This window comes from Streptomyces lichenis (assembly GCF_023218175.1).
In the GTDB taxonomy this organism is placed as follows: domain Bacteria; phylum Actinomycetota; class Actinomycetes; order Streptomycetales; family Streptomycetaceae; genus Streptomyces; species Streptomyces lichenis.
Window position 1 is genome coordinate 1 of sequence record NZ_JALPTH010000019.1, and the last position, 23749, is coordinate 23749.

24 protein-coding genes and 1 pseudogene are annotated in these 23749 nt (G+C 73.7%); 7 read left to right on the forward strand and 18 right to left on the reverse strand.

Features of this window, described 5'->3' with window-relative positions; all coding sequences use genetic code 11:
• Positions 1-474 precede the first annotated feature (474 nt).
• The 4 genes from M1O15_RS31685 to M1O15_RS19440 all read right to left on the reverse strand — a co-directional run bounded on the left by M1O15_RS31685 (position 475) and on the right by M1O15_RS19440 (position 4661).
• On the reverse strand, positions 475-1194 hold the full coding sequence (locus M1O15_RS31685; protein WP_308282370.1) for a GNAT family N-acetyltransferase: 720 nt from the start codon (positions 1192-1194) through the stop codon (positions 475-477).
• A complete protein-coding gene (locus tag M1O15_RS19430) occupies positions 1191-1604 on the reverse strand; it encodes a RidA family protein (RefSeq protein WP_248635227.1) in 414 nt (137 codons plus the stop codon). The genes M1O15_RS31685 and M1O15_RS19430 overlap by 4 nt, the downstream gene beginning before the upstream one ends.
• 71 nt (positions 1605-1675) lie before the next feature.
• Positions 1676-3370 carry an alpha/beta hydrolase gene (locus tag M1O15_RS19435; protein ID WP_248635228.1) on the reverse strand — a complete coding sequence of 565 codons (1695 nt, stop codon included), beginning with the start codon at positions 3368-3370 and terminating at the stop codon, positions 1676-1678.
• Positions 3371-3626: 256 nt separating this feature from the next.
• Complete coding sequence (locus M1O15_RS19440) at positions 3627-4661, reverse strand: Rv2578c family radical SAM protein (protein WP_248635229.1); 1035 nt, start codon at positions 4659-4661, stop codon at positions 3627-3629.
• Between the two features lie 181 nt (positions 4662-4842).
• Between M1O15_RS19440 and M1O15_RS19445 the strand changes: the two genes are divergently transcribed.
• The 5 genes from M1O15_RS19445 (at position 4843) to M1O15_RS19465 (ending at position 10872) form a co-directional block, all read left to right on the forward strand.
• Positions 4843-5286 carry an SRPBCC family protein gene (locus M1O15_RS19445; protein WP_248635230.1) on the forward strand — a complete coding sequence of 148 codons (444 nt, stop codon included), beginning with the start codon at positions 4843-4845 and terminating at the stop codon, positions 5284-5286.
• 194 nt (positions 5287-5480) lie between these two features.
• Complete coding sequence (locus M1O15_RS19450) at positions 5481-6314, forward strand: M55 family metallopeptidase (protein WP_248635231.1); 834 nt, start codon at positions 5481-5483, stop codon at positions 6312-6314.
• Positions 6307-7644: a M20/M25/M40 family metallo-hydrolase gene (locus tag M1O15_RS19455; RefSeq protein WP_248635232.1), complete on the forward strand. Its 1338-nt coding sequence runs from the start codon at positions 6307-6309 to the stop codon at positions 7642-7644. Before M1O15_RS19450 ends, M1O15_RS19455 begins: the two co-directional genes overlap by 8 nt.
• Before the next feature lie 70 nt (positions 7645-7714).
• Positions 7715-9841, forward strand: a complete 2127-nt coding sequence (locus tag M1O15_RS19460) for a prolyl oligopeptidase family serine peptidase (RefSeq protein WP_248635233.1) — start codon at positions 7715-7717, stop codon at positions 9839-9841.
• A gap of 110 nt (positions 9842-9951) precedes the next feature.
• Complete coding sequence (locus M1O15_RS19465) at positions 9952-10872, forward strand: S66 peptidase family protein (protein ID WP_248635234.1); 921 nt, start codon at positions 9952-9954, stop codon at positions 10870-10872.
• 93 nt (positions 10873-10965) lie between these two features.
• On the opposite strand, the gene M1O15_RS19470 is transcribed toward M1O15_RS19465, so the two are convergent.
• Positions 10966-12066 carry an adenosine deaminase gene (locus tag M1O15_RS19470; protein WP_248635235.1) on the reverse strand — a complete coding sequence of 367 codons (1101 nt, stop codon included), beginning with the start codon at positions 12064-12066 and terminating at the stop codon, positions 10966-10968.
• A 91-nt stretch (positions 12067-12157) separates the two neighbouring features.
• Positions 12158-12907: a GntR family transcriptional regulator gene (locus M1O15_RS19475; RefSeq protein WP_248635236.1), complete on the reverse strand. Its 750-nt coding sequence runs from the start codon at positions 12905-12907 to the stop codon at positions 12158-12160.
• A gap of 504 nt (positions 12908-13411) precedes the next feature.
• On the opposite strand from M1O15_RS19475, the gene M1O15_RS19480 reads away from it, so the two are divergent.
• A complete protein-coding gene (locus tag M1O15_RS19480; RefSeq protein ID WP_248635237.1) occupies positions 13412-14806 on the forward strand; it encodes an MFS transporter in 1395 nt (464 codons plus the stop codon).
• 37 nt (positions 14807-14843) lie between these two features.
• Positions 14844-15434 (forward strand): GNAT family N-acetyltransferase, encoded by a 591-nt coding sequence (locus M1O15_RS19485; protein WP_248635238.1) that lies wholly within the window; start codon positions 14844-14846, stop codon positions 15432-15434.
• 189 nt (positions 15435-15623) lie between these two features.
• Here the strand turns inward: M1O15_RS19485 and M1O15_RS19490 are convergent, their stop codons facing one another.
• The 12 genes and pseudogenes from M1O15_RS19490 to M1O15_RS19545 all read right to left on the reverse strand — a co-directional run bounded on the left by M1O15_RS19490 (position 15624) and on the right by M1O15_RS19545 (position 23371).
• Positions 15624-16094: a gas vesicle protein K gene (locus M1O15_RS19490; protein ID WP_248635239.1), complete on the reverse strand. Its 471-nt coding sequence runs from the start codon at positions 16092-16094 to the stop codon at positions 15624-15626.
• Entirely contained in the window at positions 16084-16248 is a 165-nt protein-coding gene (gene gvpJ, locus M1O15_RS19495) for a gas vesicle protein GvpJ (RefSeq protein WP_248635402.1), read from the reverse strand. Before gvpJ (M1O15_RS19495) ends, M1O15_RS19490 begins: the two co-directional genes overlap by 11 nt.
• Positions 16249-16415: 167 nt before the next feature.
• Positions 16416-17297 (reverse strand): GvpL/GvpF family gas vesicle protein, encoded by an 882-nt coding sequence (locus M1O15_RS19500; protein WP_248635240.1) that lies wholly within the window; start codon positions 17295-17297, stop codon positions 16416-16418.
• 350 nt (positions 17298-17647) lie between these two features.
• Positions 17648-17989 (reverse strand): annotated as a pseudogene (gene gvpJ / locus M1O15_RS19505) (gas vesicle protein GvpJ); the annotation flags it as partial.
• Between the two features lie 81 nt (positions 17990-18070).
• Positions 18071-19234, reverse strand: coding sequence for an SRPBCC family protein (locus tag M1O15_RS19510; protein ID WP_248635241.1), 1164 nt, complete (start codon positions 19232-19234; stop codon positions 18071-18073).
• Positions 19231-20016, reverse strand: a complete 786-nt coding sequence (locus M1O15_RS31480) for a hypothetical protein (protein WP_282576971.1) — start codon at positions 20014-20016, stop codon at positions 19231-19233. The genes M1O15_RS19510 and M1O15_RS31480 overlap by 4 nt, the downstream gene beginning before the upstream one ends.
• Before the next feature lie 103 nt (positions 20017-20119).
• On the reverse strand, positions 20120-20389 hold the full coding sequence (locus M1O15_RS19520; protein ID WP_248635242.1) for a gas vesicle protein GvpG: 270 nt from the start codon (positions 20387-20389) through the stop codon (positions 20120-20122).
• A 17-nt stretch (positions 20390-20406) separates the two neighbouring features.
• The gene (locus tag M1O15_RS19525; protein WP_248635243.1) at positions 20407-21021 is read right to left on the reverse strand and encodes a GvpL/GvpF family gas vesicle protein; all 615 of its coding nucleotides are present in this window, start codon (positions 21019-21021) and stop codon (positions 20407-20409) included.
• 3 nt (positions 21022-21024) lie between these two features.
• On the reverse strand, positions 21025-21564 hold the full coding sequence (gene gvpJ / locus M1O15_RS19530) for a gas vesicle protein GvpJ (protein ID WP_248635244.1): 540 nt from the start codon (positions 21562-21564) through the stop codon (positions 21025-21027).
• Positions 21565-21649: 85 nt separating this feature from the next.
• Positions 21650-21973 (reverse strand): gas vesicle protein GvpO, encoded by a 324-nt coding sequence (locus M1O15_RS19535; RefSeq protein WP_248635245.1) that lies wholly within the window; start codon positions 21971-21973, stop codon positions 21650-21652.
• A gap of 155 nt (positions 21974-22128) precedes the next feature.
• Positions 22129-22476, reverse strand: a complete 348-nt coding sequence (locus M1O15_RS19540) for a VOC family protein (RefSeq protein ID WP_248635246.1) — start codon at positions 22474-22476, stop codon at positions 22129-22131.
• A 61-nt stretch (positions 22477-22537) separates the two neighbouring features.
• Positions 22538-23371 (reverse strand): methyltransferase domain-containing protein, encoded by an 834-nt coding sequence (locus tag M1O15_RS19545; RefSeq protein ID WP_248635247.1) that lies wholly within the window; start codon positions 23369-23371, stop codon positions 22538-22540.
• Between the last annotated feature and the right edge of the window lie 378 nt (positions 23372-23749).

Consider the following 23749-nt stretch of genomic DNA (forward strand, 5'->3'; position numbering starts at 1 on the left):
CCACCCGCAGCGGCCCGGACACCGAGTGATGCGCGCCCCGGCCCGATGCCGGTACCGCGAAGTGCCGGGCCGCGCCCGGGTCTCCGCCGGCAACGCCACGTGGCGCGCCGCGCCCGGGGCGACGTGGGCAACGCGGGCCCGCTCGCGTCCTGCCTGGCCTCAGCAGCGCGACGTGGCGCGCCGCACCCGGGCCGACGTGGGCAACGGAGGCCTGCTCGCATCCGGCCTGGCCTCAGCAACGCGACGTGGCGCGCCGCGCCCGGGCCGACATGGGCAACGCGGGCCCGCTCGCGTCCGGCCTGGCCTCAGCAACGCGAGGCACACGTGCGACCCCTGCCGGCAACCCCTGCCGGGCGTCAGCAGCGCGGGACCCGGTGTTTCCCCTTCTGGCCGGGCCGGCTCAGATGCTTGTTACCGCCGGGGCCGGGAGCCGGTTGCCGCCTGGGTCAGGGGCGGGCGCCTGGGTCACCTTGGTCAGGGCCGGGAGAGGCGGCGGGTGTACCGCAGCTCGGTGAGGGTGGCGCCGCCGATGTGCCAGGGCTCCTCGGCGCCGTCCTGGGCGAAGCCGGCCTTCTCGTAGAAGCGCCGCCCCAGCGCGTTGCTGGCCAGCACCCACAGCCGCAGCGCCGGGTGGCCGGCGGCCGACGTCAACGCGACGACCTCGTCCATCAGCGCGCGTCCGATGCCGGTGCCGAGTCGCTGGGGGTCTGCGTACAGGGCGTACACCTCGCCGTCGCCGGGCCCGCCGTGCAGACCTCGCGGGACCACCTGCCCGCCCGCGGGACCGCTCGCGCCATCGGCAGTCGCGGGGGCGGGGGTGTCGGGGTGGCGGTAGGGGCCTAGGCAGGCCCAGCCGACTATCTCGCCGGCCTGCTCGGCCACCAGGTGGTGCGGACCCGTGCGCCCTTCCTCCATTTTGGGCAACGAGTCGGCGGGGTGCTGAAGTTCCGGGTTGGCGAGAGGTCGCCACGGTGAGTTGGACGAGGAGTAGGGCGAGGAAGAAGGGAGCGCTGTGGCGAGTTGATCGCGCAGACGCCGGGCGGTGGCCTCCTCGCTGAGGGCGTCCAGGTAGGGGCGCGGCACCAGGTCGGCGTAGGCGAACCGCCAGCCCGCGGTGCGGATGCGGGCGACGGCCGCGCAGTCGGCGGCCAGCATGGGCCGGACCCGTAGCCGGGAGTCCGGCGGGGCGCTCATCGCCGGGGGCCTTCCGGGAGCACCGCGTAGGCCTCGATCTCGACCAGCAGCTCCGGCCGGAAGAGGGCGGAGACCTGTACGGCGGAGCTGGCCGGCGGGCGGCGGGTGTCGATCACCTCGTCGCGCGCGGCGCGCACCGCCGGCAGATGGGCGACGTCGGTGACGAAGTAGGTGAGCTTCAGCACGTCGTCGAAGCCGGCTCCCGCGGCGGCCAGGCAGCGCCGCAGGTTCTCGAAGACCCGGCGGGCCTGGACCGCCGCGTCGCCCTCGCCCACGACCTCGCCCCGCTCGTCCAGCGCGCACTGGCCGGATATCGCGATGAACCGGCCGCTGCCCCACACCACATGGCTGTAGCCGGGCGCGGGAGCGATGCCCTCGGGGGCGGGCACATGGGTGAGGTGAGTCGTCATGCGGACCATCCTCACCCATGCCACTGACAGTCCCGCCCCGAGGCGTCAGCCGGGCGGCTCGGTGGGCGGTGTCAGCCTCGGTGGCCGAGCATGCCGTGCAGTGCCGCGCCACCGGTGGCGGGCAGGGTCGCGACCGACGTCCCGGCACGGCTGCCACGGGCGGCCGTACCGGCCGGCTCGGGTTCCGCGCGCGCCGCGCAGACCGCGTCCGCCTGCCCCTGGCCGCCGCCGTCCTTCGGCAGCTCACCGGTGTCCAGATAGCGTGCCAGGTGGCCGTCCGCGCAGGCGTTGCCCGCGAGGGTGACCCCGTGGTTGCCGCCGTCCTCCTCGACCACCAGCCGGGAACCGCGCAGCTCCCGCCGGGCCGTCACCGCTCCTTCGAACGGGGTCGCCGCGTCCTCGGTCGCCTGGAACAGCAGAACCGGGGGCAGCGCGTCGTTGGTCACCTCGATCCGGGACGCCGCCTCCACCGGCCAGAACGCGCAGGGTGCGTTGTACCAGGCGTTGTTCCAGGTGGAGAAGGGCGCCTTGGCGTGTGTACGCCAGTTGTCCTGGTACCAGGTGCCCCAGTCCTTGGGCCACCGGGCGTCCCGGCACTGCACGGCCGCGTAGACCGAGTAGCCGTTCTCGTCGGAGGCGTCGCGCGTGGCCAGCGCCTTGTACACGGCGACCAGCGGCGCGGGGTCGCGCTCGTTCGCGTACGCCGAGAACGCCTCGGCCAGCATCGGCCAGTAGCCGTTGTAGTAGCCGCCCGGCAGGAAGGTGTCCTCCAGCTCGGCCGGTCCGACCGTATGACCGGCCGGCCGGCGCTTCAGGGCCTCGCGCATCGCGTACCAGCGCCGCTCCACCTCCGCCGGGTCCCCGCCCAACTTGTACGCCTTGTCATGGCGCGCCACCCAGGCGGCGAACGCCTTGTGCCGGGCGTCGAAGGCGGTGTCCTGGGCGAGGTTCGCCTCGTACCAGACGCCGCGCGGGTCGACCACCGAGTCCAGCACCGCCCGCCGCACCCGGTCCGGGAACAGCCGCGCGTAGACCGCCCCCAGATAGGTGCCGTACGAGTAGCCGAGGTAGCTGATCTGCCGCGCGCCCAGCGCCTGCCGGATGGCGTCCAGGTCGCGGGCCGCCGCGGTGGTGCTGATGTGCGGCAGCAGCCGTCCGTACTTCTCGCCGCAGGCCCGCGCGAACGAGGCGGCCCGCGCCAGGTTGACCCGCTCGTCGCGGGTGTCCCGGGGCACCGAGTCCGGGCGCACCGGGGCGAAGTAGCCGGGCTTGCAGTTGAGAGCGGGCTTGCTGGCGCCCACACCGCGCGGGTCGAAGCCGATGACGTCGTACTGCGCGGCGGTCTTCGCGGGCAGCGAGGCGGCGACGAACCCGGCCATCGTCCTGCCGCCGGCCCCGGGCCCGCCCGGGTTCACCACCAGCGGTCCCTGGAAGGTCTTGGCGGTGTGCGGGACGCGGGAGAGGGCGAGGGTGATCCGCTCGCCCAGCGGGTCGTCATGGTCCAGCGGAACCGAGAGCTCCGCGCACTGGAGCCGGGGGTACGACGTGGTCGCGCACGCCTTCCACGCCGGCGGGGCCGCGGCCGCGGGAGTTCCCAGTGCCGGGGCCATGACTGCCGGAGTGGCCGGTCCTGGCGGCGCGGTGGCCGGAATCCCGGGTTCCGGCGGGGCGGAGGTCGGGCGGGCGGCGGCCGCGGGAGCGGCGGCCGTCACCGCCCCGGCCACCATGGCGCCCGCCGCGATCAGCACCCCTACGCGTTGTTGCATCTGGCCTGGCCTCCGAGTTGCATCGGAAAGGGACGGGGAGAGAGGGGAAGGAAACGGAGGAGGGGGCGAGGGCGCCCGAGCGAGCGCCGCCTGTCCCACTCCTGCCGGATCGTCCCCGTATTCCGATGCGGAGGGGCGGATTCCGACACGACGTCCCCCGATCAGGTGTGAGCCGGTCGGGGGCCGGTCCACCGGGGCGCAGACCGGGGCGGACTGGTATAGCAGGTCAGATCAGGTCATATCGGATGGCGTTCGATCACATCAGGGTGAGCTGGGTGGGTGCCGGCTCCTCTCGTTCCGGTCGGGGCGGGGCGATACGGCGTGCCGCGCCGCGCCGGGCCGGCCCGATCCCGAACTCGTCCGCCAACTCGTGCACCTGACGGGTGATCCGGCGCTGGTACCAGGTGGGCGCGTAGGAACCGCCCGCGTACATCCGTTCGTACCGCCCCACCAGCTGGGGGTGGTGGCGGTGCAGCCAGGTGGTGAACCACTCACGCGCGCCGGGGCGCAGATGCAGGACGAGTGGGGTCACCGAGTCTGCCCCGGCGTCCGCGATGGCGCGTACGGTGGCGCGGAGCTGGTCCGGGCGGTCGCCCAGGAACGGGATCACCGGGGCCATCAGCACCGAGCAGCCGATGCCGTGCTCGGCCAGCCGCCGCACCACGTCCAGCCGCCGTTCCGGCGCCGGAGTGCCGGGCTCCACGGTGCGCCACAGCTCGTGGTCGGTGAAGCCGACCGAGACCGAGATGCCGACCTCCGTCACCTCGGCGGCCTCCACCAGCAGCGGCAGGTCCCGCAGGATCAGCGTCCCCTTGGTGAGGATCGAGAACGGGTTGGCGTGGTCGCGCAGCGCCGAGATGATCCCCGGCATCAGCCGGTAGCGGCCCTCCGCGCGCTGGTAGCAGTCCACATTGGTGCCCATGGCGATATGAGCGCCATGCCAGCTCGGCGAGGCCAGCCGGCGGCGCACCAGCTCCGGCGCGTTGACCTTGACCACGATCTGCGAGTCGAAGCCCAGCCCGGTGTCCAGGTCCAGATAGCTGTGCGTCTTGCGGGCGAAGCAGTACACACAGGCGTGGCTGCAGCCCCGATAGGGGTTGACCGTCCATTCGAACGGCATCCGGGAGGCGCCGGGCACCCGGTTCACGATCGAACGGGCCCGTACCTCGTGGAAGGTGATGTCGCGGAACTCGGGCGTGTCGAAGGTCCTCGTCACGACCGCGTCCGCACCGAACAGGGCCGGGTCGGCGGTGGCCGCGGCGGGGTGGTCGCTCAGGTTGTCCCAGCGCATGGCGCCTCCTCGGTAGTACCGCGCACCACAATAGAACAAGTGTTCCCATGATCGCCGGAGGGAGGAGGACGGAAAGGGGGACAGGGGGAGTGGAGGTGGGGGCGGGCTGCTGGATTTGGGTGGTGGCAGGGCCTGGTGGTTGGCTGGCCTCCCCTGAGGTACGAACGCTGGAGGACGAGGTATGGCGCAGGTCGAGGCCACGACGGAACGGGTCATCGAGGCGGACGCGGAGGCGGTGTTCGGCGCCCTGGCCGACTACCGGCAGACCCGGCCGAAGCTCCTGCCGGAGCACTTCAGCGAGTACGAGGTGCGCGAGGGCGGCGAGGGTGCGGGCACCCTGGTCCACTGGAAGCTCCAGGCCACCAGCAAGCGCGTCCGCGACTGCCTGCTGGAGGTGAGCGAGCCGACCGAGGGGCAGCTCGTGGAGAAGGACCGCAACTCCTCCATGGTCACCACCTGGACCGTCACCCCGGCCGGTGAGGGACGGGCCAGGGTCGTCGTGACGACGGTCTGGCAGGGGGCCGGCGGCATCGGCGGCTTCTTCGAGAGGACCTTCGCCCCCAAGGGCCTGGGCCGCATCTACGACCAGCTGCTGGACAAGCTGGCTGCCGAGGTGGCCAAGTAGCGGTCGCCTGGTGGCGGGCGCCTGATGGTGGCCCTGCCGGTGGCCGGAGGGCCGTCGGCAGGGACCGCCGGCCGGCCGGTCCGGACGGTGGATTCGGGGTGGGTGAGCGGCGCCCCGGGTGAGGGGGATCGCGCCGCGCCGGGGGTTATCCACAGCCCTGGGCAGTCGGCTCGGGAGCGCGTACGGTCGGGGCTATGAAGATCCTCATCAGTGCCGACATGGAGGGCGCCACCGGCGTGACCTGGCCGGCCGACGTGCTGCCCGGCACGCCCCAGTGGGAGCGGTGCCGGTCCCTGTTCACCTCCGACGTACAGGCGGCGGCGCTCGGGTTCTTCGACGGCGGCGCCGATGCCGTGCTGGTCAACGAGGCCCACTGGACCATGCGCAACCTGCTCCTGGAGCAGCTCGACGAGCGGGTGGAGATGATCACCGGCCGGCACAAGTCGCTGTCCATGGTCGAGGGCGTCCAGCACGGTGACGTGGACGGCATCGCCTTCGTCGGCTACCACACCGGCGCCGGCAGCGAGGGCGTCCTCGCCCACACCTACCTCGCCAACTCCATCACCGGAGTCTGGCTGAACGGCGAGCGGGCGAGCGAGGGCCTGCTCAACGCGACGGTGGCCGCCGAGTACGGCGTCCCCGTCATCCTGGTCACCGGGGACGACCTGACCTGCGAGGACGCCCTGGATTACGCCCCGGAGGCGCGCAAGGTCGCGGTCAAGGACCACATCTCGCGGTACGCGGCGGTGTGCCGCACACCCACCCGGACGGCCGCCGACATCCGCGCCGCCGCCAAGGAGGCGACCGCCCTGGCCGTACGGTACGAAGCGGTGCGGGGCGGCCCGTTCACCGTGGAGCTGGAGTTCGACGCCGAGCACCTCGCGGCGGCCGCCACGGTCGTCCCGGGCGTGGCGCCCAGTGGGGAGCGGCGGGTCTCGTACACCGGCATGACGATGTACGAGACCATCCGCACCTTCAAGGCAGTGACCACGATCGTCTCGGCCGCAGTGGAGGAGCAGTATGGCTGACCTGACATCAGACGAGACCGACGACCTCACGCTGGACGAGGTGGTGGCCTTCACCTCCGACCTCATCCGCATCGACACCACCAACCGCGGCGGCGGGGACTGCCGGGAGCGCCCGGCCGCCGAGTACGTCGCCGAGCGGCTGGCCGACGCCGGGATCGAACCGCAGCTGCTGGAGCGCAGCCCCGGCCGCACCAATGTGGTGGCCCGGATCGAGGGCACCGACCCGTCCGCCGACGCCCTGCTGGTCCACGGCCACCTGGACGTGGTGCCCGCCGACCCGGCCGACTGGGCGGTGCACCCGTTCTCCGGCGAGGTCCGGGACGGGATGGTGTGGGGCCGCGGCGCCATCGACATGAAGAACATGGACGCGATGGTCCTGTCCGTGGTCCGCGAGTGGGCCCGCAAGGGCATCCGGCCGCGCCGCGACATCGTCCTCGCCTACACGGCCGACGAGGAGGACAGCGCCGTCGACGGCGCCGGGTACCTGGCCAAGCACCACGCCGATCTGTTCGAGGGCTGTACGGAGGGCATCAGCGAGTCCGGCGCCTACAGCTTCCACGCCGGTCCCGACCTCATCCTCTACCCGGTGGGGGCGGGGGAGCGGGGCACCGCCTGGCTGAAGCTCACCGCCGACGGCCGCGCCGGGCACGGCTCCAAGGTCAACCGGGAGAACGCGGTGAGCAGGCTCGCCGCCGCCGTCTCCCGGATCGGGGAGTACGAGTGGCCGGTGCGGCTCACCCCGACGGTGCGGGCCGCGCTGATGGAGCTGTCCGCCCTGCACGGCATCGAACCGGACCTCGACGCCGAGGACTTCGACGCGGATGTGCTGCTGGCCAAGCTGGGGCGGGCCGCCTCGCTGGTGGAGCCGGTCATCCGCAACAGCGCCAACCCGACCATCCTCCAGGCCGGCTACAAGGTGAACGTCATCCCCGGCACTGCCACCGCGCACATCGACGGCCGGATGGTCCCGGGCGGCGAGGAGGAGTTCATCCGCACCATCGACCAGCTCACCGGGCCGGACGTGGACTGGGAGTTCCAGCACCGCGAGATCCCACTGGAGGCACCGGTCGACTCGCCGACCTTCGCCAAGCTCCGGGAGGCGCTGACGCACTTCGACCCGGACGCGCATGTGGTGCCGTTCTGCATGTCGGGCGGCACCGACGCCAAGCAGTTCGCCCGGCTCGGCATCGTCGGCTACGGCTTCTCCCCGCTGCGGCTGCCCATCGGCTTCGACTACCAGGCACTGTTCCACGGCGTGGACGAGCGCGTCCCGGTCCAGGCCCTGCACTTCGGGGTGCGGGTCCTCGACCGCTATATGCGCTCCGCCTGACCGACCGTCGGCCGGCCCGGGGGCACCGGCCGAGCCGACCACCAGCTCGACCACGAGGGGGAAACGACCCATGGTACCCACCGGGCCCTACGGCACCTGGCCGTCGCCGATCGATGCCCGGCTGGCCGCCTCACACGACGGCCGCCCGGACTTCGTCGGAATCGTGGGCGAGGAGGTGTGGTGGACCGAGCCGCGCCCCGCCGAGGGCGGCCGGCGCGCCCTGGTGCGCCGGCGGGCCGACGGCACCGAGGAGGTGGTGCTGCCCGCCCCGTGGAACGTCCGCAGCCGGGTCATCGAGTACGGCGGCCGACCCTGGGCGGGCATCGCCACCGGCGGGGACGCCCTGGGCGGTGACGGCACCCGCGGTGACGGCAGTGACGCCATCGGCGGCGGCGGCGGCGACGGCGGTGACGGGACCGGGGCCGGGCCGCTGGTCGTCTTCTGCCACTTTCCCGACCAGCGGCTCTACGCCCACCGGCCGGACGGGGGCGGCGAGCCCCGGCCGCTCACCCCGCTGTCCGGCACCGGTGGCGGACTGCGCTGGGCCGACCCGGTCATCCTGGTCGACCGCGGCGAGGTCTGGTGCGTGCTGGAGGAGTTCACCGGGGAGCACCCCGGCGATCTGCGGCGGCTGCTCGCCGCGGTGCCGCTGGACGGCTCGGCCGCCGAGGACCGCGCCGCCATCCGCGAACTCACCGGCGACGAGCACCGCTTCCTCACCGGCGCCCGGCTCTCCCCGGACGGCCGCCGCGCCGCCTGGATCGTCTGGGACCACCCCCGTATGCCGTGGGACGGCACCACCGTGCTGACCGCCGACGTCACCGCCGACGGAGCCCTCACCGGGGTGCGGCCGGTCGCCGGAGGCCCCGAGGAGTCGGTCTGCCAGGTGGACTGGTCCGCCGACGGCTCCCTGCTGTACGCCTCGGACGCCGCCGGCTGGTGGGAGCTGTACCGGATCGCCCCCGGGGCCGTCGGCGGTACGGCCGAGGGCAGCATCCGGACGGACGGGGCGGACGGGCCCCGGCCGGTGGTGGGGGCCCCGCTGTGCGGCGGGCGCGGCGAGGAGTTCGGCGGCCCGCTGTGGCAGATCGGCCTCAGCTGGTTCCAGCCGCTCCAGGACGGCACCGTGGCCGTGGTTCACGGCCGGGGCGCCACCAGCCTCGGCATACTCGACCCGGAGACCGGGGAGCTCGTGGACGCCGCCGGCCCGTGGACCGAGTGGGCGGCCGGCCTGGCCGGGGACGGCTCCCGGGTGGTGGGCGTCGCCGCCAGCCCGCGCAGTGGGTACGAGGTCGTGGAGCTGGACACCAGCACCGGACGCACCCGGGTCATCGGCTCCGCCCATACCGACCCGGTCGACCCCGCGTACTACCCCGAGCCGCAGATCCGCACCTTCACCGGCCCCGACAACCGCGAGATCCACGCCCATGTCTACCCGCCGCACAACCCCGACCGCATCGCCCCCGACGATGAGCTGCCGCCCTATGTGATCTGGGCGCACGGCGGGCCCACCGGGCGGTCCGCCCTCGTCCTCGACCTGGAGATCGCCTACTTCACCTCACGCGGCATCGGCGTCGCCGAGGTCAACTACGGCGGCTCCAGTGGCTACGGACGCGAGTACCGCAACCGGCTGCGCGGCCAGTGGGGCGTGGTCGACGTGGAGGACTGCGCCGCCGTCGCCGAGGCGCTCGCCGCCGAGGGCACCGCCGACCCGGCCCGCCTCGGCATCCGCGGCGGCAGCGCCGGCGGCTGGACCACGGCCGCCTCACTCGCCGCCACCTCCGCCTACGCCTGCGGCACCATCCTCTACCCGGTGCTCGACCTCACCCAGTGGGGGCCGGATGAGACCCATGACTTCGAGGCGTACTACCTCGACTCGCTGATCGGCCCGCCCGACGCGGTCCCCGCCCGCTACCGCGCCCGCTCCCCGATCAACCAGGTCGAGCGGATCACCGCGCCGTTCCTGCTGCTCCAGGGGCTCGACGACGTCATCTGCCCGCCCGCGCAGAGCCGACGTTTCCTGGACCGGATCGCCGGGCGCGGGGTGCCGCACACCTACATCCCCTTCGAGGGCGAGGGCCACGGCTTCCGGGCCGAGGCCACCCTCGTCCGAGCGTTGGAAGCCGAACTCGCTCTCTACGTCGGCGTGTTCGGCATCGACCGACTTGACGTACCGCCGCTGGAGCTGCGGATATGACCGCCACCTTCGACGCGGACGCGCCGGGCAGGCCGGATGGCCCGGGCGGCCCGGAGGGCCCGTACGGCTTTCACGATTCCGACGGTCGGCGGGACGACGGGGTGCGGCCGTTGACGCGTCCTGGCCGGTTGCGCCCGGGGGACCGGGTCGCGGTGGTCGCGCCCAGCGGCACCGTCCCCGAGGAGCGGATCACCGCCGGGGTGGACATCCTGCGCGGCTGGGGCCTGGACCCGGTGGTGATGCCGCATGCCCTGGACGTCCACCCCCGGCTCGGATACCTCGCCGGCACCGACGAGGCACGCGCCCGGGACCTGGCGGAGGCCTGGTGCGATCCGGAGGTGGCCGCGGTGCTCTGCGCCCGCGGCGGATACGGCGCCCAGCGCCTGGTGGACCTGCTCGACTGGGACGCCCTGCGGGCCGCCGGGCCCAAGCTGTTCGTCGGCTACAGCGATGCCACCGTCCTGCACGAGGCCTTCGCCCTGCGCCTGGGACTCGCCACCCTGCACGGGCCGATGACCGGCGCGGCCACCTTCCTCCAGGACGAGCGGACCAGGCAGGAGCTGCGCACCACGTTGTTCGCCCCGGAGTCCGCCCAGGTCCTGACCGGACTGCCGGGCGCCCGCACCATGGTGCCCGGCCGGGCCCGCGGCACACTTTTCGGAGGCTGCCTCAGCCTGCTCGCCGCCGGGCTCGGCACCCCGGACGCCCGCTCGTCGGCCCGAGGCGGACTGCTGGTCCTGGAGGACGTGGGGGAGCAGCCCTACCGGATTGACCGCACGCTCACCCAGCTGCTGCGCTCCGGTCTGCTTGAGGGGTCCGCCGGGATCGTGCTCGGCTCCTGGGCGGAGTGCGGACCGTACGAGCGGGTCCGCGAGGTCCTGGTGGACCGGCTGGCCCCGCTGGGCGTGCCGATCGTGGAGGAGTTCGGGTTCGGGCACGGCCCCACCTCCCTCACCCTGCCGCTGGGCGTCCCCGCCGAGCTCGACGCCGACGCCCGCACGCTCACCCTGGAGCTGCCGGCTCTGCGGTAAGCCCCTGTCGCAGGGGCAGGGGCAGGGGCAGGGGCAGGGGCAGGGGCAGGGGCAGGGGCAGGGACCGGCCCGCCGTATCCGTCAGAGGGACCGTTACCGGGAGGCGGCCAGGGCGGCGTAGGCCGGGCGGACCACCTCGTCGATGAGCTGGCGGCGCTCCGGCAGCGGCAGGAACGCCGCCTCCAGCGCGGCCACCGTGAACTCCTCGAAGACCTCCGGCCCGTACTCGAACGCGTCCACCATGTGCTGGAACTCCCGGCTCATGGTCGTCCCCGACACCAGCCGGTTGTCGGTGTTGAGGGTGACCCGGAAGCCGGCCCGGCGCAGCAGGTCGATCGGGTGCGAGGCGTAGTCCTTGGCCGCGCCGGTCTGCAGGTTGGACGTGGGGCAGACCTCCAGCGCGATGCGGTTGTCCCGGACGTACGCGGCGAGGTGGCCCAGCGTGCCGTCCTCGGCGATGTCGTCGGTGATCCGCACCCCGTGCCCGATCCGCTCCGCGCCGCAGACCTGCACCGCCTCGTGGATCGACTCGGCGCCGACCGCCTCGCCGGCGTGGATGGTGAAGTGGCAGTTGTGCCGCTTGAGGTGCTGGAAGGCGGGCAGATGGCGGGCCGGCGGGTTGCCGATCTCGCCGCCCGCGATGTCGAACCCGGCCACCCCGTGATCCCGGTGCGCCACGGTGAGCTCGGCTATCTCCAGCGAGCGGTCGGTGTGCCGCATACCGGTCAGCAGGGTGCCGACGGTGATCCGGCCGCCGGCCCGCCGCTCGCCCTCGCGGAAGCCCTCGTTGACGGCCGCGACGACCTCGTCCAGGGTCAGCCCGGCCTCCAGGTGCTGCTCGGGGGCGTAGCGCACCTCCGCGTAGACCACGCCGTCGGCGGCCAGGTCCTCGGCGCACTCGGCGGCGACCCGGAACAGCGCCTCGCGGGTCTGCATCACGGCGCAGGTGTGGGCGAAGGTCTCCAGGTACCGCTCCAGCGAGCCGGAGTCCGCGGCATCCCGGAACCAGGTGCCGAGGGCAGCCGGGTCCTCGGTCGGCAGCCCTGCGTAGCCGCACTCGCGGGCCAGTTCGATGATGGTCGCCGGGCGCAGCCCGCCGTCCAGGTGGTCGTGCAGGACGGCCTTCGGGGCGAGCCGCACCCACTCCGCGATGGCCGGGGTGGAAGCGGGGGCAAGGTTGTCAGACAAGTGCATGGGGCGGGAGTGTACGGCACACCGCCGCCCTCGCGCCGTGACCCCGGTGACACCGGTACGGGGGACGCGCTGCCACCGGGGCGGGCCAGGGTCAGTTCGACTGGAGCACCGGAAGCGGGGCGGCCCCGGTGGGCAGCATGTGCTTGGCCGCCAGGACGGGGGTGCCGCCGACCCGGACCACCTGCGTGACCAGCACCGCCGGGGTGTCGGCGGGCCGGCCGAGCTGCTCACCGCGGCGCTGTCCGACCAGGGTGGCGGTGATCCCGCTGTGCGCGGTGAGCTGCACCCCCCGGGATGCCGCGGCCAGCACCGCCAGCATCGACGGGGCCGCGCCAGGCGCCGGTCCGGCGGCCAGGGCCTCGGCGAAGGCGGGGTGGGCGGTAGCGAGGACCTCCTCGTCGGCGGCCCACTCCTGGCTGAGCGCCGCCGCGTGGCCGTCGGCCGTCAGCAGCGACTCCCAGAACCGCAGCCGGGCCCGGGCGGGCGCCAGCAGGTGCTGGGTGGTGAAGTCGGTCGGTTCCTCGACCGCCCGTAGCAGCGCGCGCACCCGGACCGGGCCGGCCGTACCGAGGAGCTCCTCCAGCGGCCGGACGTGCTCGAAGCCGCGCCGCGGCGGCCGGTCGCTGACGGTCCGCCCCACGCCCCGGCGCACGGTGACCAGCCCGTCCTCCTGGAGCAGCAGCAGCGCCTCCCGCAGGGCCGGGCGGCTCACCCCCAGCTCGGCGGCGAGCCTGGGTTCCGAGGGCAGGGTCGAGCCCGGTGGATAGGTGCCGGCGTGGATGGCGTCCGCGATCCGCTCGTAGAGCACCACCACCGGTCTCCGCTGTTCCACGCTGACCACTCCCGCTCCTCCTCGGCCGGCTTGTCGGCAAGCCCGGCCGGTATGTCGGCAACCTCCACCGTGCCCGTCGGCAAGTTATGCCGGGTCGACCGCCTCGGGCAACGCTCCGGAGGGGGCGGGGGAGAGGGGGAGGGAGGGGTGAAGGGGGCGAAACGGGGCGAATGTGCCCGTGCGAGAGGTTCGAGGTCGGGAGGGTCTTGACGATTTACGCGCGTAGACCCGAAAGTGAGTGCGCTACTTGTCTGACAAGTTGCCCTTCCATGGCACCGCAACGGCATGACATGGCAGCGGCACGACGGCATGACAGCAGCACGACGGCATGGCATACGAGGCAAAGGGGCCGACATGTCCACCACCTCCGACCGTCCGGGCTCTCCGGCGGACTCCTCTGCGGATTCCCGGGCGGGATCCCGGGCGGATACCGGGGCGGTTTCCGGGACCGGATCAGTCTCCGGGACCGGACCAGTCTCCGGGACCGGATCCGATCTGGCGGGGCGCGGCCCCATGATGCTGGCGATGGTCCTCGCCGTACTCGGCTACCAGATCAACGCCACCATGCTCAGCCCCGCCCTGCCCGATGTCATCGAGCGGCTGGGCACCACCACGGCCGCCGCCGGGCTCTCCCAGACCCTGTTCTTCCTGATGGCCGCCATCGGCCAGGTGACCCTGGCCCGGCTCAGCGACCAGCGCGGGCGCAAGCCGATGATGCTGCTCTGCGCCGTCGTCCTGATCGCCGGCAACCTGCTCTGCGTCTTCGCGCCCAGCATCGAGGTCTTCATCGCCGGACGGATCCTCCAGGGCGTCTCCGCCGCGATGTTCACCCTCGCCTTCCTCACCCTCAACCAGCTGCTCAGCCCGGCCGGGTTCGGCAAGGCCGCCGGGGTCATCACCGCCGTCAACGGCGGTCTGGCCGGGGTGGACGCCATCGCTGGCGGCCAGATCGCCGACACCATCGGCTTCCGCGGCATCTTCGTCTGCTCCACCCTGATCGCCGTCGCCGGGCTGCTCGGTGTGCGCCGCTACGTGCCGGACGTGCCGCCCACCCTGGACGCCGGGGCCCGCTTCGACTCCCGCGGCATCGCGGCCCTCGCCCTCGGACTGACCGGTGTGCTGGTCGGTCTCGCCCAGGGCGCGGCCTGGGGCTGGACCTCCCCCCTCACCCTCGGCTTCCTGCTCGGCGGCCTGGCCGCGCTGGCCTTCTTCGTGGTCTCCCAGAAGAGCGCGCCCAACCCGGTCATCGACCTGGACGTCCTGGCCTCCCGCCGGGCCTGGCCACTGCTGCTCACCACCGTCTGCACCCTCGGCGGCGCCTTCGGCGCGATCGCCCTCACCATCCCGCTCTTCTCCCAGGACGCCCGGGTGGGCCTCGGACTGAGCGCGGTGACCGCCGCCTTCCTCTTCCTCACCCCGATCCAGCTCATCGGTGTGGTGTCCGCCCCGCTCACCGGCCGACTCGGCCCGCGGATCGGCTGGCGCACCGTGGTGGTCGCCGGGGCCCTCGCCAACTTCGTGATCTTCGCCCTCGCCACCGTCTTCCTGCACCACGAGTGGATCCTCATCGCCGCACTGGCCGCGCTCGGCGTGACCTACGGCGGGTTCATGCTCACCGGCCTCAACGGCCTCGCGGTCACCACCGCTCCCAAGGACAAGCCCGGCTCGCTCTCCGGTCTCAACGGAGCCTGCTTCGGCATCGGCGCCTCGCTGGGCATCGCCCTGGCTTCCGCCATGATCACCGCAGGCAGCGACGCGGGCGGGCCGACCGAGGCCGGGTACCAGCACGCGATGTACGCGGCGCTCGTCCTCCTCGGCATCGGCGTCCTCACCTCGCTGCTCATCCAACGCCCCGATCCCGCCGAGCAGTCCGAGGAGACTCCGAAGCTCCTGGTGACCCACCACTGACGGCCGCCGCCGCCCCAAGGGCCCCTACTGTGGGGCCATGACCTCCACGCACGGCACCGCCGTCCCCGTCGCCCGCGGACCGCGGGTCGCCCTGCGCGAGCTGCGCCACGAGGACGGCGAGGAGTTCACCGCCCGGACCCGGGAAAGCCGGGAGCTGCACCACCCCTGGCTCTTCCCGCCGGACAGCGTCAAGGACTTCGCCCGCTACGCCGGGCTGCGGGTCGGCAACCCCGCGAACGCCTCGCTCCTCGTCTGCGACCAGGACGCGGACGGTGCCATCGCCGGGTTCGTCAACATCAACAACATCGTCCGCGGAGCCTTCCTCAACGGCACCCTCGGCTACGGGGCCTTCGCCCACGCGGCGGGCCGCGGGCTGATGAGCGAGGCGCTGTCCCTGGTCACGGCGTACGCCTTCGGGCCGCTCGGGCTGCACCGGCTGGAGGCCAACATCCAGCCGGGCAACGCCGCCTCGCTGGCCCTGGTGCGGCGGGCCGGGTTCCGCAAGGAGGGCTTCTCACCGGCGATGCTCCATGTGAACGGGGAGTGGCGCGACCACGAGCGCTGGGCGCTCACCGCCGAGATGCCGACCGCCCGCGCGGCGATGGCGGAGCCGCACACGGGCGCCTGACCGGCCCCGCCGAGGGAGGGGTTGTCCCCGGCCCCTGCCGGTCGGCCCTGGACGGCGGTGATCATGCGCCGTCGTCCGCATCGTGCGCGTCATGCGCGTCATCGTGGTCATCGATCCCGCCGTGTACACCGGCACCCTGGCCATCCGCGACGAGGACGCTCCGCTCCGAGCGCTGCGTCGGCCTCCCTCTCAGGGGTGGTCGAGAGGGCCGCCGGGGTCGCGGGGCAGGAGGCTCCCCAGCGGGCCCAGGTCGAGGTTGAGATCGGCCAGGGTCAGCCCGTAGCGGTCGCACAGCTCGGTCATCCGGTCGTGCAGCACCATCAGGGTCATCCCGAGCCGCTCCTCCTCGTCCTCGGTCAGATCACCCGCGTCCACCCGGTGCAGTGCCTGCCGCTCCATCAGTTGCCGCAGCAGCTCGACGATGGTGAGCACCAGTTTCATCAGGTCGCGCTCCACGGTGTCCGGGTCCGCGTTGATCCGGTGCGCGGGCGGCGAGGGCCCCGGCCCCGCGCGACCGGATGGCGGCAACTGCCGGGGGGCCGCCGGAAGGAGCCGGAAGGCGCGGTCCGCCGCGTCCGCCAGCTCCCGGTAGCGGTCGGGGCCGGGGCCGGAGGGGGACGGCGACCCGGAACCGTACGCCGGGGGAGGGTCACCCGGCATGGGACGGCCCCGCCCAGGGTGACGGGTTCTCGGCGCTGATCGAGACGATCAGGGCCCGCAGGGAGACCCGTACCAGGTCGATGTCGGCGATGGAGAGGACCACGTCCCCGGTCACCACCACCCCGCCGGTCAGCAGCCGGTCCAGCAGATCGATGAGCGCGACCTGCCGGCCGGGGAGCGGGGAGCCCTCGTACGGGTCGGTGGGCGAGTACGGGTCGGTGGGGGAGTACGGCTCGGGGGTGGCGTACGGGTCGGGGGCGGCGTTCCTCGGGCCGGGGGCCGGGAAGCCGGGCGAGGTGTACCGGAAGGGGCCCTCGCTCATCACGGCCCCGCCGCCGCGCCGGAGCCGTCCAGGCCGGCGAAGGAGTACGGGGCCCAGGGACCGGTGACCTCCACTCGTACCGCGGGCTCCTGCTCGGCGGCCCGGCGGACCTCGGTCAGAAAGGCCGCGCACCGCTCCGAGGGCACCAGATAGGCGTCATTGGCGAGGTTCTCGGCCCCGCCCTCGGCCAGCGGGCCCTGCTGGACCCGGTGGTTCACCCGTTCGGCAGCATGGGCGGCCGCTGTGCGGCGCACGTGCTCCACGGCAGCCGAGGCGGCCCGGTGCGCGTCTTCCCGGCTGCGGCGCTCATGCCCCCGGGTGCGCAGATACGCCCGGCCCGGCCCGACGGTCCCGGGACCGTCGGTGGGGGAGGGGCGCCGTCCCGGCGTCGGTGCCTCGGGTCCGGAAGCGTGCGCTACGGGGGCGGGCCGGGCGGACGGGTCCGGTGCGGGTGCACTCGGCGGGGGCGCGGGTGGCGGTACGAGGTGCACCTTGACGCCCCACTCCACATGGCCGGCCAGCTGGGCCAGCCGGGAGGCGAACAGGTCCCGTCCGTCGGCCAGCAGGGCGCGTACGCCGTCCTCGTCCCGGTACACCGTCGCCAGCCGCAGCGGCAGCACCGGACCGGCGGCGGCCACGGCGTCCACCACCGCGTGATGGGCCCGGGCGACCGCCTCCAGCCAGCGGAGGTCCTCCAGCCGGGCGGCGAGTGCGGCCTCCTCGAAGTCGGCGGCGGCCACCGGTCCGGCCACGGCCGCCAGGCCGCCGTCCTCGATCAGCCGGACCCTCGCGCCGCCGACGCCCTGGAGGGTGGGCACCGTCTGCGCGAGCCCGGGCCCGGCGGCGGCGACGCCGTACACGTACACCAGCTCGGTGCTCACCGTTCGTCCCCGGCTCCCGGTCGGCGGCGCGGCCGGGTACGGGGCCGCTCACCGTCCTCCGCCCCGGCAGCCTCCTCGGGGCGGGCGCGGCGGGGCCGCCGGGGGACTCCCTCCCCGTCGGGGTCGGCGCGCCGAGGCCTTCGGACCGCACCCTCCTCGGGGTCGGCGCGCCGGGCGGGGCGCCGCCGGGGCCGGGGCGGCGGCTCGTCCACCACGACCTCGCCCGCCTCGTCCACCACATCCGAGCCCGCCTCGTCCACCACATCCGCGCCCGCCTCGTCCGGAATGGCTGCCTCCGCCTCGTCGTCCTCCCAGGCTTCCGCGTCCCAGACCTCCGCGCCGGAGGCGGACGCCCGCAGGGCCGCTACCTCCTCCCTCAGCCGCCGGTTCTCCTCGGCCAGCGCACCGCGTCCGCCGGTGCCGCTGACCCGCCGCTCGTCGCGGGCGCGGGAGGAGAGCGAGGGGTCGTGCTCCCACCAGTCGATGCCCATCTCCTTCGCCTTGTCGACGGAGGCCACCAGCAGCCGCAGCTTGATGGTGAGCAGTTCGATGTCCAGGAGGTTGATCTTGATGTCGCCGGCGATCACGATCCCCTTGTCGAGGACCCGTTCCAGGATGTCGGCCAGGTTCGCCGAACTCCCCTGGCCGTAGGGCGCGGCCGCTGAGGAGTAGGGGCCGAGATTGCGGGCCACGGGTTCGTTCACGGCGGTCGACCTCGATTCGGCGTCGGTGGGCCGGCCCGCCCGGACCGGGGCCCGGGCGCGGCCCGTCACTCAGCGGCGTCCCGCCCGGCGGCGCGGAGCCCGGTCCTCTTCCTCCTCGTCGTCCTCGTACTCGGGCTCGTCCTCCCCGTAGTCGTCCTCCTCCTCGTCTTCGTCCTGGTCCTCGTCCTCGTATTCGGCCTCTTCGTCCTCGGGCTCGGGCTCGTCCTCGTCTTCGTACTCCTCGTCCTCATAGGGCTCGTCGTCGTCCTCGCGGTCCTCGTCCGTGTCGGGCTCGTCCGCCCCGGACTCCTCCCCGGTGGACTCGTTGTCCTCGTGCTCCTCGTTGTCCTCGTTCTCTTCGGCCTCCGCGTCCTCGTGGCTGCGGACCACCTCGCCGTCGCGGATCTCCCCGCGCCAGCCCTCGGCGGGCTCGCTCTGCATGGTCACGAACTTGCGGTACAGCTTCAGATCGAGCCGCGCGCGGCGGCCCTGGGCGCGCCAGATGTTGCCGGTCTTCTCGAACAACCCCTTGGGGAAGTACTCCAGGACCAGCAGCACCTTGGTGAGGTTGTCGCCCAGCGCATGGAAGGTGACCGCGCCCTTGGTGGTGCCCTTGGCACCTTCCGAGGACCAGACGATCCGCTCGTCCGGGACCTGCTCCAGGACGCTCGCCTTCCAGTTGCGGTTGGACTTCGCGACCTTGACCTGCCACTGGGAGGTGGTGTCGTCGGACTGCTCCACGTTGACGACGCCCTTAGCGAAGCGGCCGAACTGCTGGAACTGGGTCCACTGGTCGTACGCCTGGCGCACCGGGACCCCGACGTCCACGTCCTCGATGACGACGACGCTCTTGCCCCGGGTCTCGCCCTTGCCGCTCTTTCCGCCCTTGCCGCCGCCGAACAGGCCGGAGACCTTGTCCTTCACGGTGTCCTTGACATGGGAGAAGGCCGCGCCGGCCACCGCCCGCTGGGGGGACTTCCCCTCGGCGAGGGCCTGGCCGCCCTTGCCGAGCGCGCCGGCGACGTTGCCGAGCGAGGAGCCCGGGTCGCCCAGCCGGCGGGTGGCCTCGCCGAGCCGTCCGCCCAGTGAGCCGACGGCCCGCCCCGCCTTGGCCTCCAGATACTGCCGGAGCTCGTCCTTGAGCCGGTCGCCGGCGTCACCGAGGGCGCCGGACAGGCCGCCGGCCGTCTCCTTCGCGCTGCGCGCCGTACCGGTCGCTTCCTGCTCACTCATGCGCCGGCCCTCCTCTGCGTCCGGCCGGATCCGGTCCGCTTGCGGGGTGCGGAAGTACGGGAGGACTCCGCGTTACGGGAGGAGTCCGCGGCCGGCGCCCGCTTGCGGGCCGCCCGCCGGGGCTCGCCGCCGTCCTGGTCGGCGGCCGCGCTCCGGGAGCGGGAGCCGCCGGAGGCCGACTTCTCAGCCGCGGTCTTGGCGGCGGTCTTGGTGGCGGTCTTCTTCGCCGGTGCTCGCTTGCGGGGAGGCGGAGGCGGTTCGTCCGGCTCCTCGTCCTCGCCCTCCTCCCCGTCCTCGTCCTCTCCCTTTTCCTCCTCGTCGTCCCGGCTCTCCGGCTCCCCCTCTTCCTCCTCGTCGTCCCGGCTCTCCGGCTCCCCCTCTTCCTCCTCCTCGTCCCGGCTCTCCGGCTCTTCCTGGTCCGCTTCCTCGCCCTTCTGCTCGCCTTCGTCGCCCTTCTGCTCGGCTTCCTCGTCCTCCGGGCCCTCCTCGTCCTCGCCCCGGCGCAGCCGTTCGGTCCGGGCGTGCAGCTGGTCGGCGAGCCGGTCCGCACGAGCGGCGACGGCGGAGGCCGCGGCCTCCTTGCCGGCGTGTTGCAACTGCTCCCGCAGCTGCCCGCTGAGCCCTTCCAGGGCGGGCGAGTCGCTGATCAGCGCGGTGACCTTCTTGGGGTCGATCTGCTTCCGCACCAGCCAGGTCGCCACGGCGATGGCGAGCTTGGCCTTCTTGGTGCGGCCGAGCACGTAGCCGCCGAGCAGTGCGGCGCCCGTGGTCGCTTTCGTCATATGGGAAGTCCTCCTGACACGCCTTGCGGCGGTGCGGGCGGACCGGCCCCGTCCGAGCCGGTGGGGTCCGCCGAGCGGGGGCCGCGCTGATCCGGGCCGGGGATCACCGCGGACCGCCTCCGGGGGCAGGGCCGGCGCCCTGGTGCCGGCGGATCTCCTCCAGCCGGTCCAGCAGCTCGTCCTCGCGGCGGTCGAACTCCCGTGGGCTGATCAGCCCGTCCGCGAGTTCGCGTTCCAACTCCCGCAGCCCTTCGAGTACCGGCTCGGGGTCGTAGTATTCGCGCTCCGCCGCATCTGTCACCTGCCGAACCACCCAGCCGACCCCGCGCACGGGGGCCAGCGGGAGGGTGAGCAGCTGGGTGAGTACGCCCATGGCCCGGTCGCACCCCCTCAGACGAAGCTGTACGGCGGGAGCGGGCCGTGCAGCCGGAAGCGGAACGCCGATGCACCGTGCTCGACCGCGAGTCGCGCCTCACGGTCGAGGAAGGCCGGCTGCTCGTCCTGCGCCACCAGGAAGGAGACGTTCAGCACGTCCTCGCCCGTCGGGTCCGAGGAGCGGGACTCCCGGGCCAGCGGCCCGAGGGCGGCGGTCACCTCGGCGGCGAGGGAGTCCCGGCGGGCCCCCTCCTCCGCGGCGGTCGGCTTTTCCGGCCGGTGGGAGGCCCGCAGGTGGTACTCGGCGCAGCCGTCCAGGGCGGCCAGCCGTTCCCGGTATCCGGGCGCACGTTCCTGAAGGGTCCGCCGGACGGCCTCGTCGTCGGGCGCCAGGGTGCCGAAGCGCAGCGGCAGCACACCGCCGTGGTCGCTCAGCCGGTCGAGTACGTCCTGGTGGGCGCGGACGTCCCGGCGGCCGGCGCGCAGCTCCTCGGGGGCGTCGCTGACCACCGCGTCCAGCGAACCGCCGGCGACGGTACGCAGTGGCCGCGGCGGGTCGCCCACCCCGTGGGCGCCGTCCAGGGCCGGCGGGGGCTCGGCCGCGGTGATCCCGTACACATAGACCGCCATGGCTCAGCCGTCCCGTCGCCGGTGGACGCGGCGCGCGGGCCGCGTGTCCTCGTCGACCGGCACCCGGACGTCGTCGTCGGTGGGAGGCGGGGCCCGGCGGACCGGACGCCGTCGGTCGGCGTCGGCGGACTCGGCGGCTGCCTCCTCGCGGTCCCGGTCCTTCCCGCGACCCCGGCGGAAGGACTCCGAGAAGGTGTCCGTGACCGCCTCCACGGCGCCGCTCAGCGCCCCCTTGGTCTTGCCGCGGGCGCCGCCCTCGGTGAGCCCGCCGACGACCTCCGGCAGTTGCGCCGGGGCCTTGCGGCCGGACTCCAGGTCCAGCCGGTTGACCGCCTCGGCGAAGCGCAGATAGGTGTCGACACTCGCCACGACCACCCGGACGTCGATCTTCAGGATCTCGATGCCGACCAGGGAGACCCGGGCGAAGACGTCGATGACCAGGCCCCGGTCGAGAATGAGCTCCAGTACGTCGTACAGCGAAGAGGCGTTCCCGCCGCCGCCCTGGGCAGCGGGGCCCGCACCGCTCTGGGGCACCACCGTCATGGTGCCTCCTCTCCTCCGACCCGCCGGTCCGGTGCCGCCCCGGTGCTGCCATGGCACCCGGCAGGGCACGGTGGGGGACGGGTGGTCAGCCACGCCGGTCGATCTGCCCCCGGGTGTAGCGGCGGACCCGTTCGTACGCGGTCAGTTCGCCCTCCGCGTCGAGCTGGACGCGGTAGCTGGCCAGCACGCTGGTCGTCTCGGGGATCCGTTCGAGTTCCAGGACCTCCACATCGGCCTCCCACCCTTCCTCGGTGGGCCGCACGGCGGAGATGGCTTCCGGTGCCCGCCCCAGCAGCTCACTCAGCTGGTCCGCGGCCGACCGCATGGCCTTCGGCGCGGACAGGCGGCCGTCGCCGGGGCGCACACGGGCGGGAGGCGGGTCTTCCGAGGCGAACCGCTCCGGGGACATCGCACCACCCTCCACAGGGGCACATTTGCCTATCAAGTAGAGGATATCGGACCAGATGGTGATGCGACGAATGGGTGAAGGGCCGGATCGGGTCGTCCGGTGCTTCACTCGTTCGAGGGTTCTCGGTGCGCCTCGGCGGCGGCGCACAAGTCCGGCTACTGGCGCCGGTCGACGTACTCGAAGACCGAGCCGTCCGGGTGGAGCGCGATCAGATTGCGCCCCACCGGCGTCGGCAGCGGCCCGGCGACGATCTTCGCCCCGGCCTCGCTGAGCGTGCCGTACGCCGCGTCCACGTCGTCGACCGCGATGGTCGCGGCCACCTTGCGCAGCACCTCCAGTTCCGCTTCCGGTCCGCTCATCAGCAGAAAGGAGCCCACGGCCGCCACCGACACCCCGCCGCGCTCGAAGCGCAGCGCTCGGGTGCCGGTGACCCGCTCGTAGAAGGCGGTCGAGGTCTCCAGGTCGTCGACGCAGACGCGCAGGGTGGTGCCCAGAATCTCCATGCGGGCCAGCCTAGTTGGGGCGGGACCTGCCGGGGCGGTGCGGTGCGGTGTGGTCGGGGGTTCAGGCCCGGCAGAGCACCTCGCCGTGCGGCACCGCGAACCAGGCGTCCTCGGCCCGCCCCCACTCCCGCCAGCCCTCGGCGATCTCGGCCAGCAGGGCGGGCGAGGCGTGTCCGCCCGCCACCGCCCGCTCGGCGTAGAAGGAGGAGACCGTACGGTCCGCCCACAGCCCGCTCCACCAGCTCCGCTCGTCCGGGGTGGCGAAGCACCAGGCCGAGGAGGTGGCCGTGACCTCGGTGAAACCGGCCCGGCGCGCCCAGGACAGCAGCCGCCGCCCCGCGTCCGGCTCGCCGCCGTTGGCCCGGGCGACCCGCCGGTACAGCGCCAGCCAGTCGTCCAGCGCCGGCGGCTCGGGGAACCAGGCAAAAGCCGCGTAGTCGGAGTCCCGGGCGGCCACCACCCCGCCGGGTCGGCACACCCGCCGCATCTCCGCCAGGGCGCGCACCGGGTCGCCCACGTGCTGGAGCACCTGGTGGGCGTGGACGACGTCGAAGGAGCCGTCCGGGAAGGGCAGCGCGTGCACATCGGCGACCCGGAAGTCGACGGCCTCCTCCAGCCCCCGCGCCCGTACCTCGGCGCGCGCCTGTTCCAGCACCCCGTCCGCCGCGTCGACCCCGGTGACCCGGCCGCCCGGCGCGACCAGCGCGGCCAGGTCCGCGGTGATGGTGCCGGGCCCGCAGCCCACATCCAGCACCCGCAGCCCGGGCCGGAGTTCGGCCAGCAGATAGCCGGCCGAGTTGGCAGCCGTACGCCAGCGGTGCGAGCGCAGCACCGACTCGTGGTGCCCGTGGGTGTAGACGGCCTGCTCGGATGTGCGGGCGGCGGCATCGCTCATGGCTTACTCCCGGGGTCGCTCGGGTGGTGGGGTGCGGCCAGCGTAGGCGCGTAGGTCGAATGGCGAGATAGACGTCTCATTGAGTGATACGTACTGGGGCGGGGGTGAGTGCGGAGGGGTCCGGTGCGCCCGGACTGCGGGCGTTTGGGGTGCGGGCTCAGGGGCACCGGGAAGGTCCGCCGGGCTGCCAGTCCGGCGGAGGTGTGCGCGGCAAGGACAGGGCCTTGGGGCTCCGCTCTTGGGTCCGCCGGGGTGCCGCCCGGAGGGCCTGGGAACTGCTCGCAGGTCCACCGGGACACGGCCTCGGATACGTCCGGGGGTGCTGTCCCTGTACGGCCCGGGGTCGCCGTCCGGAGGCGGCCGGGACACCGTTCCCGG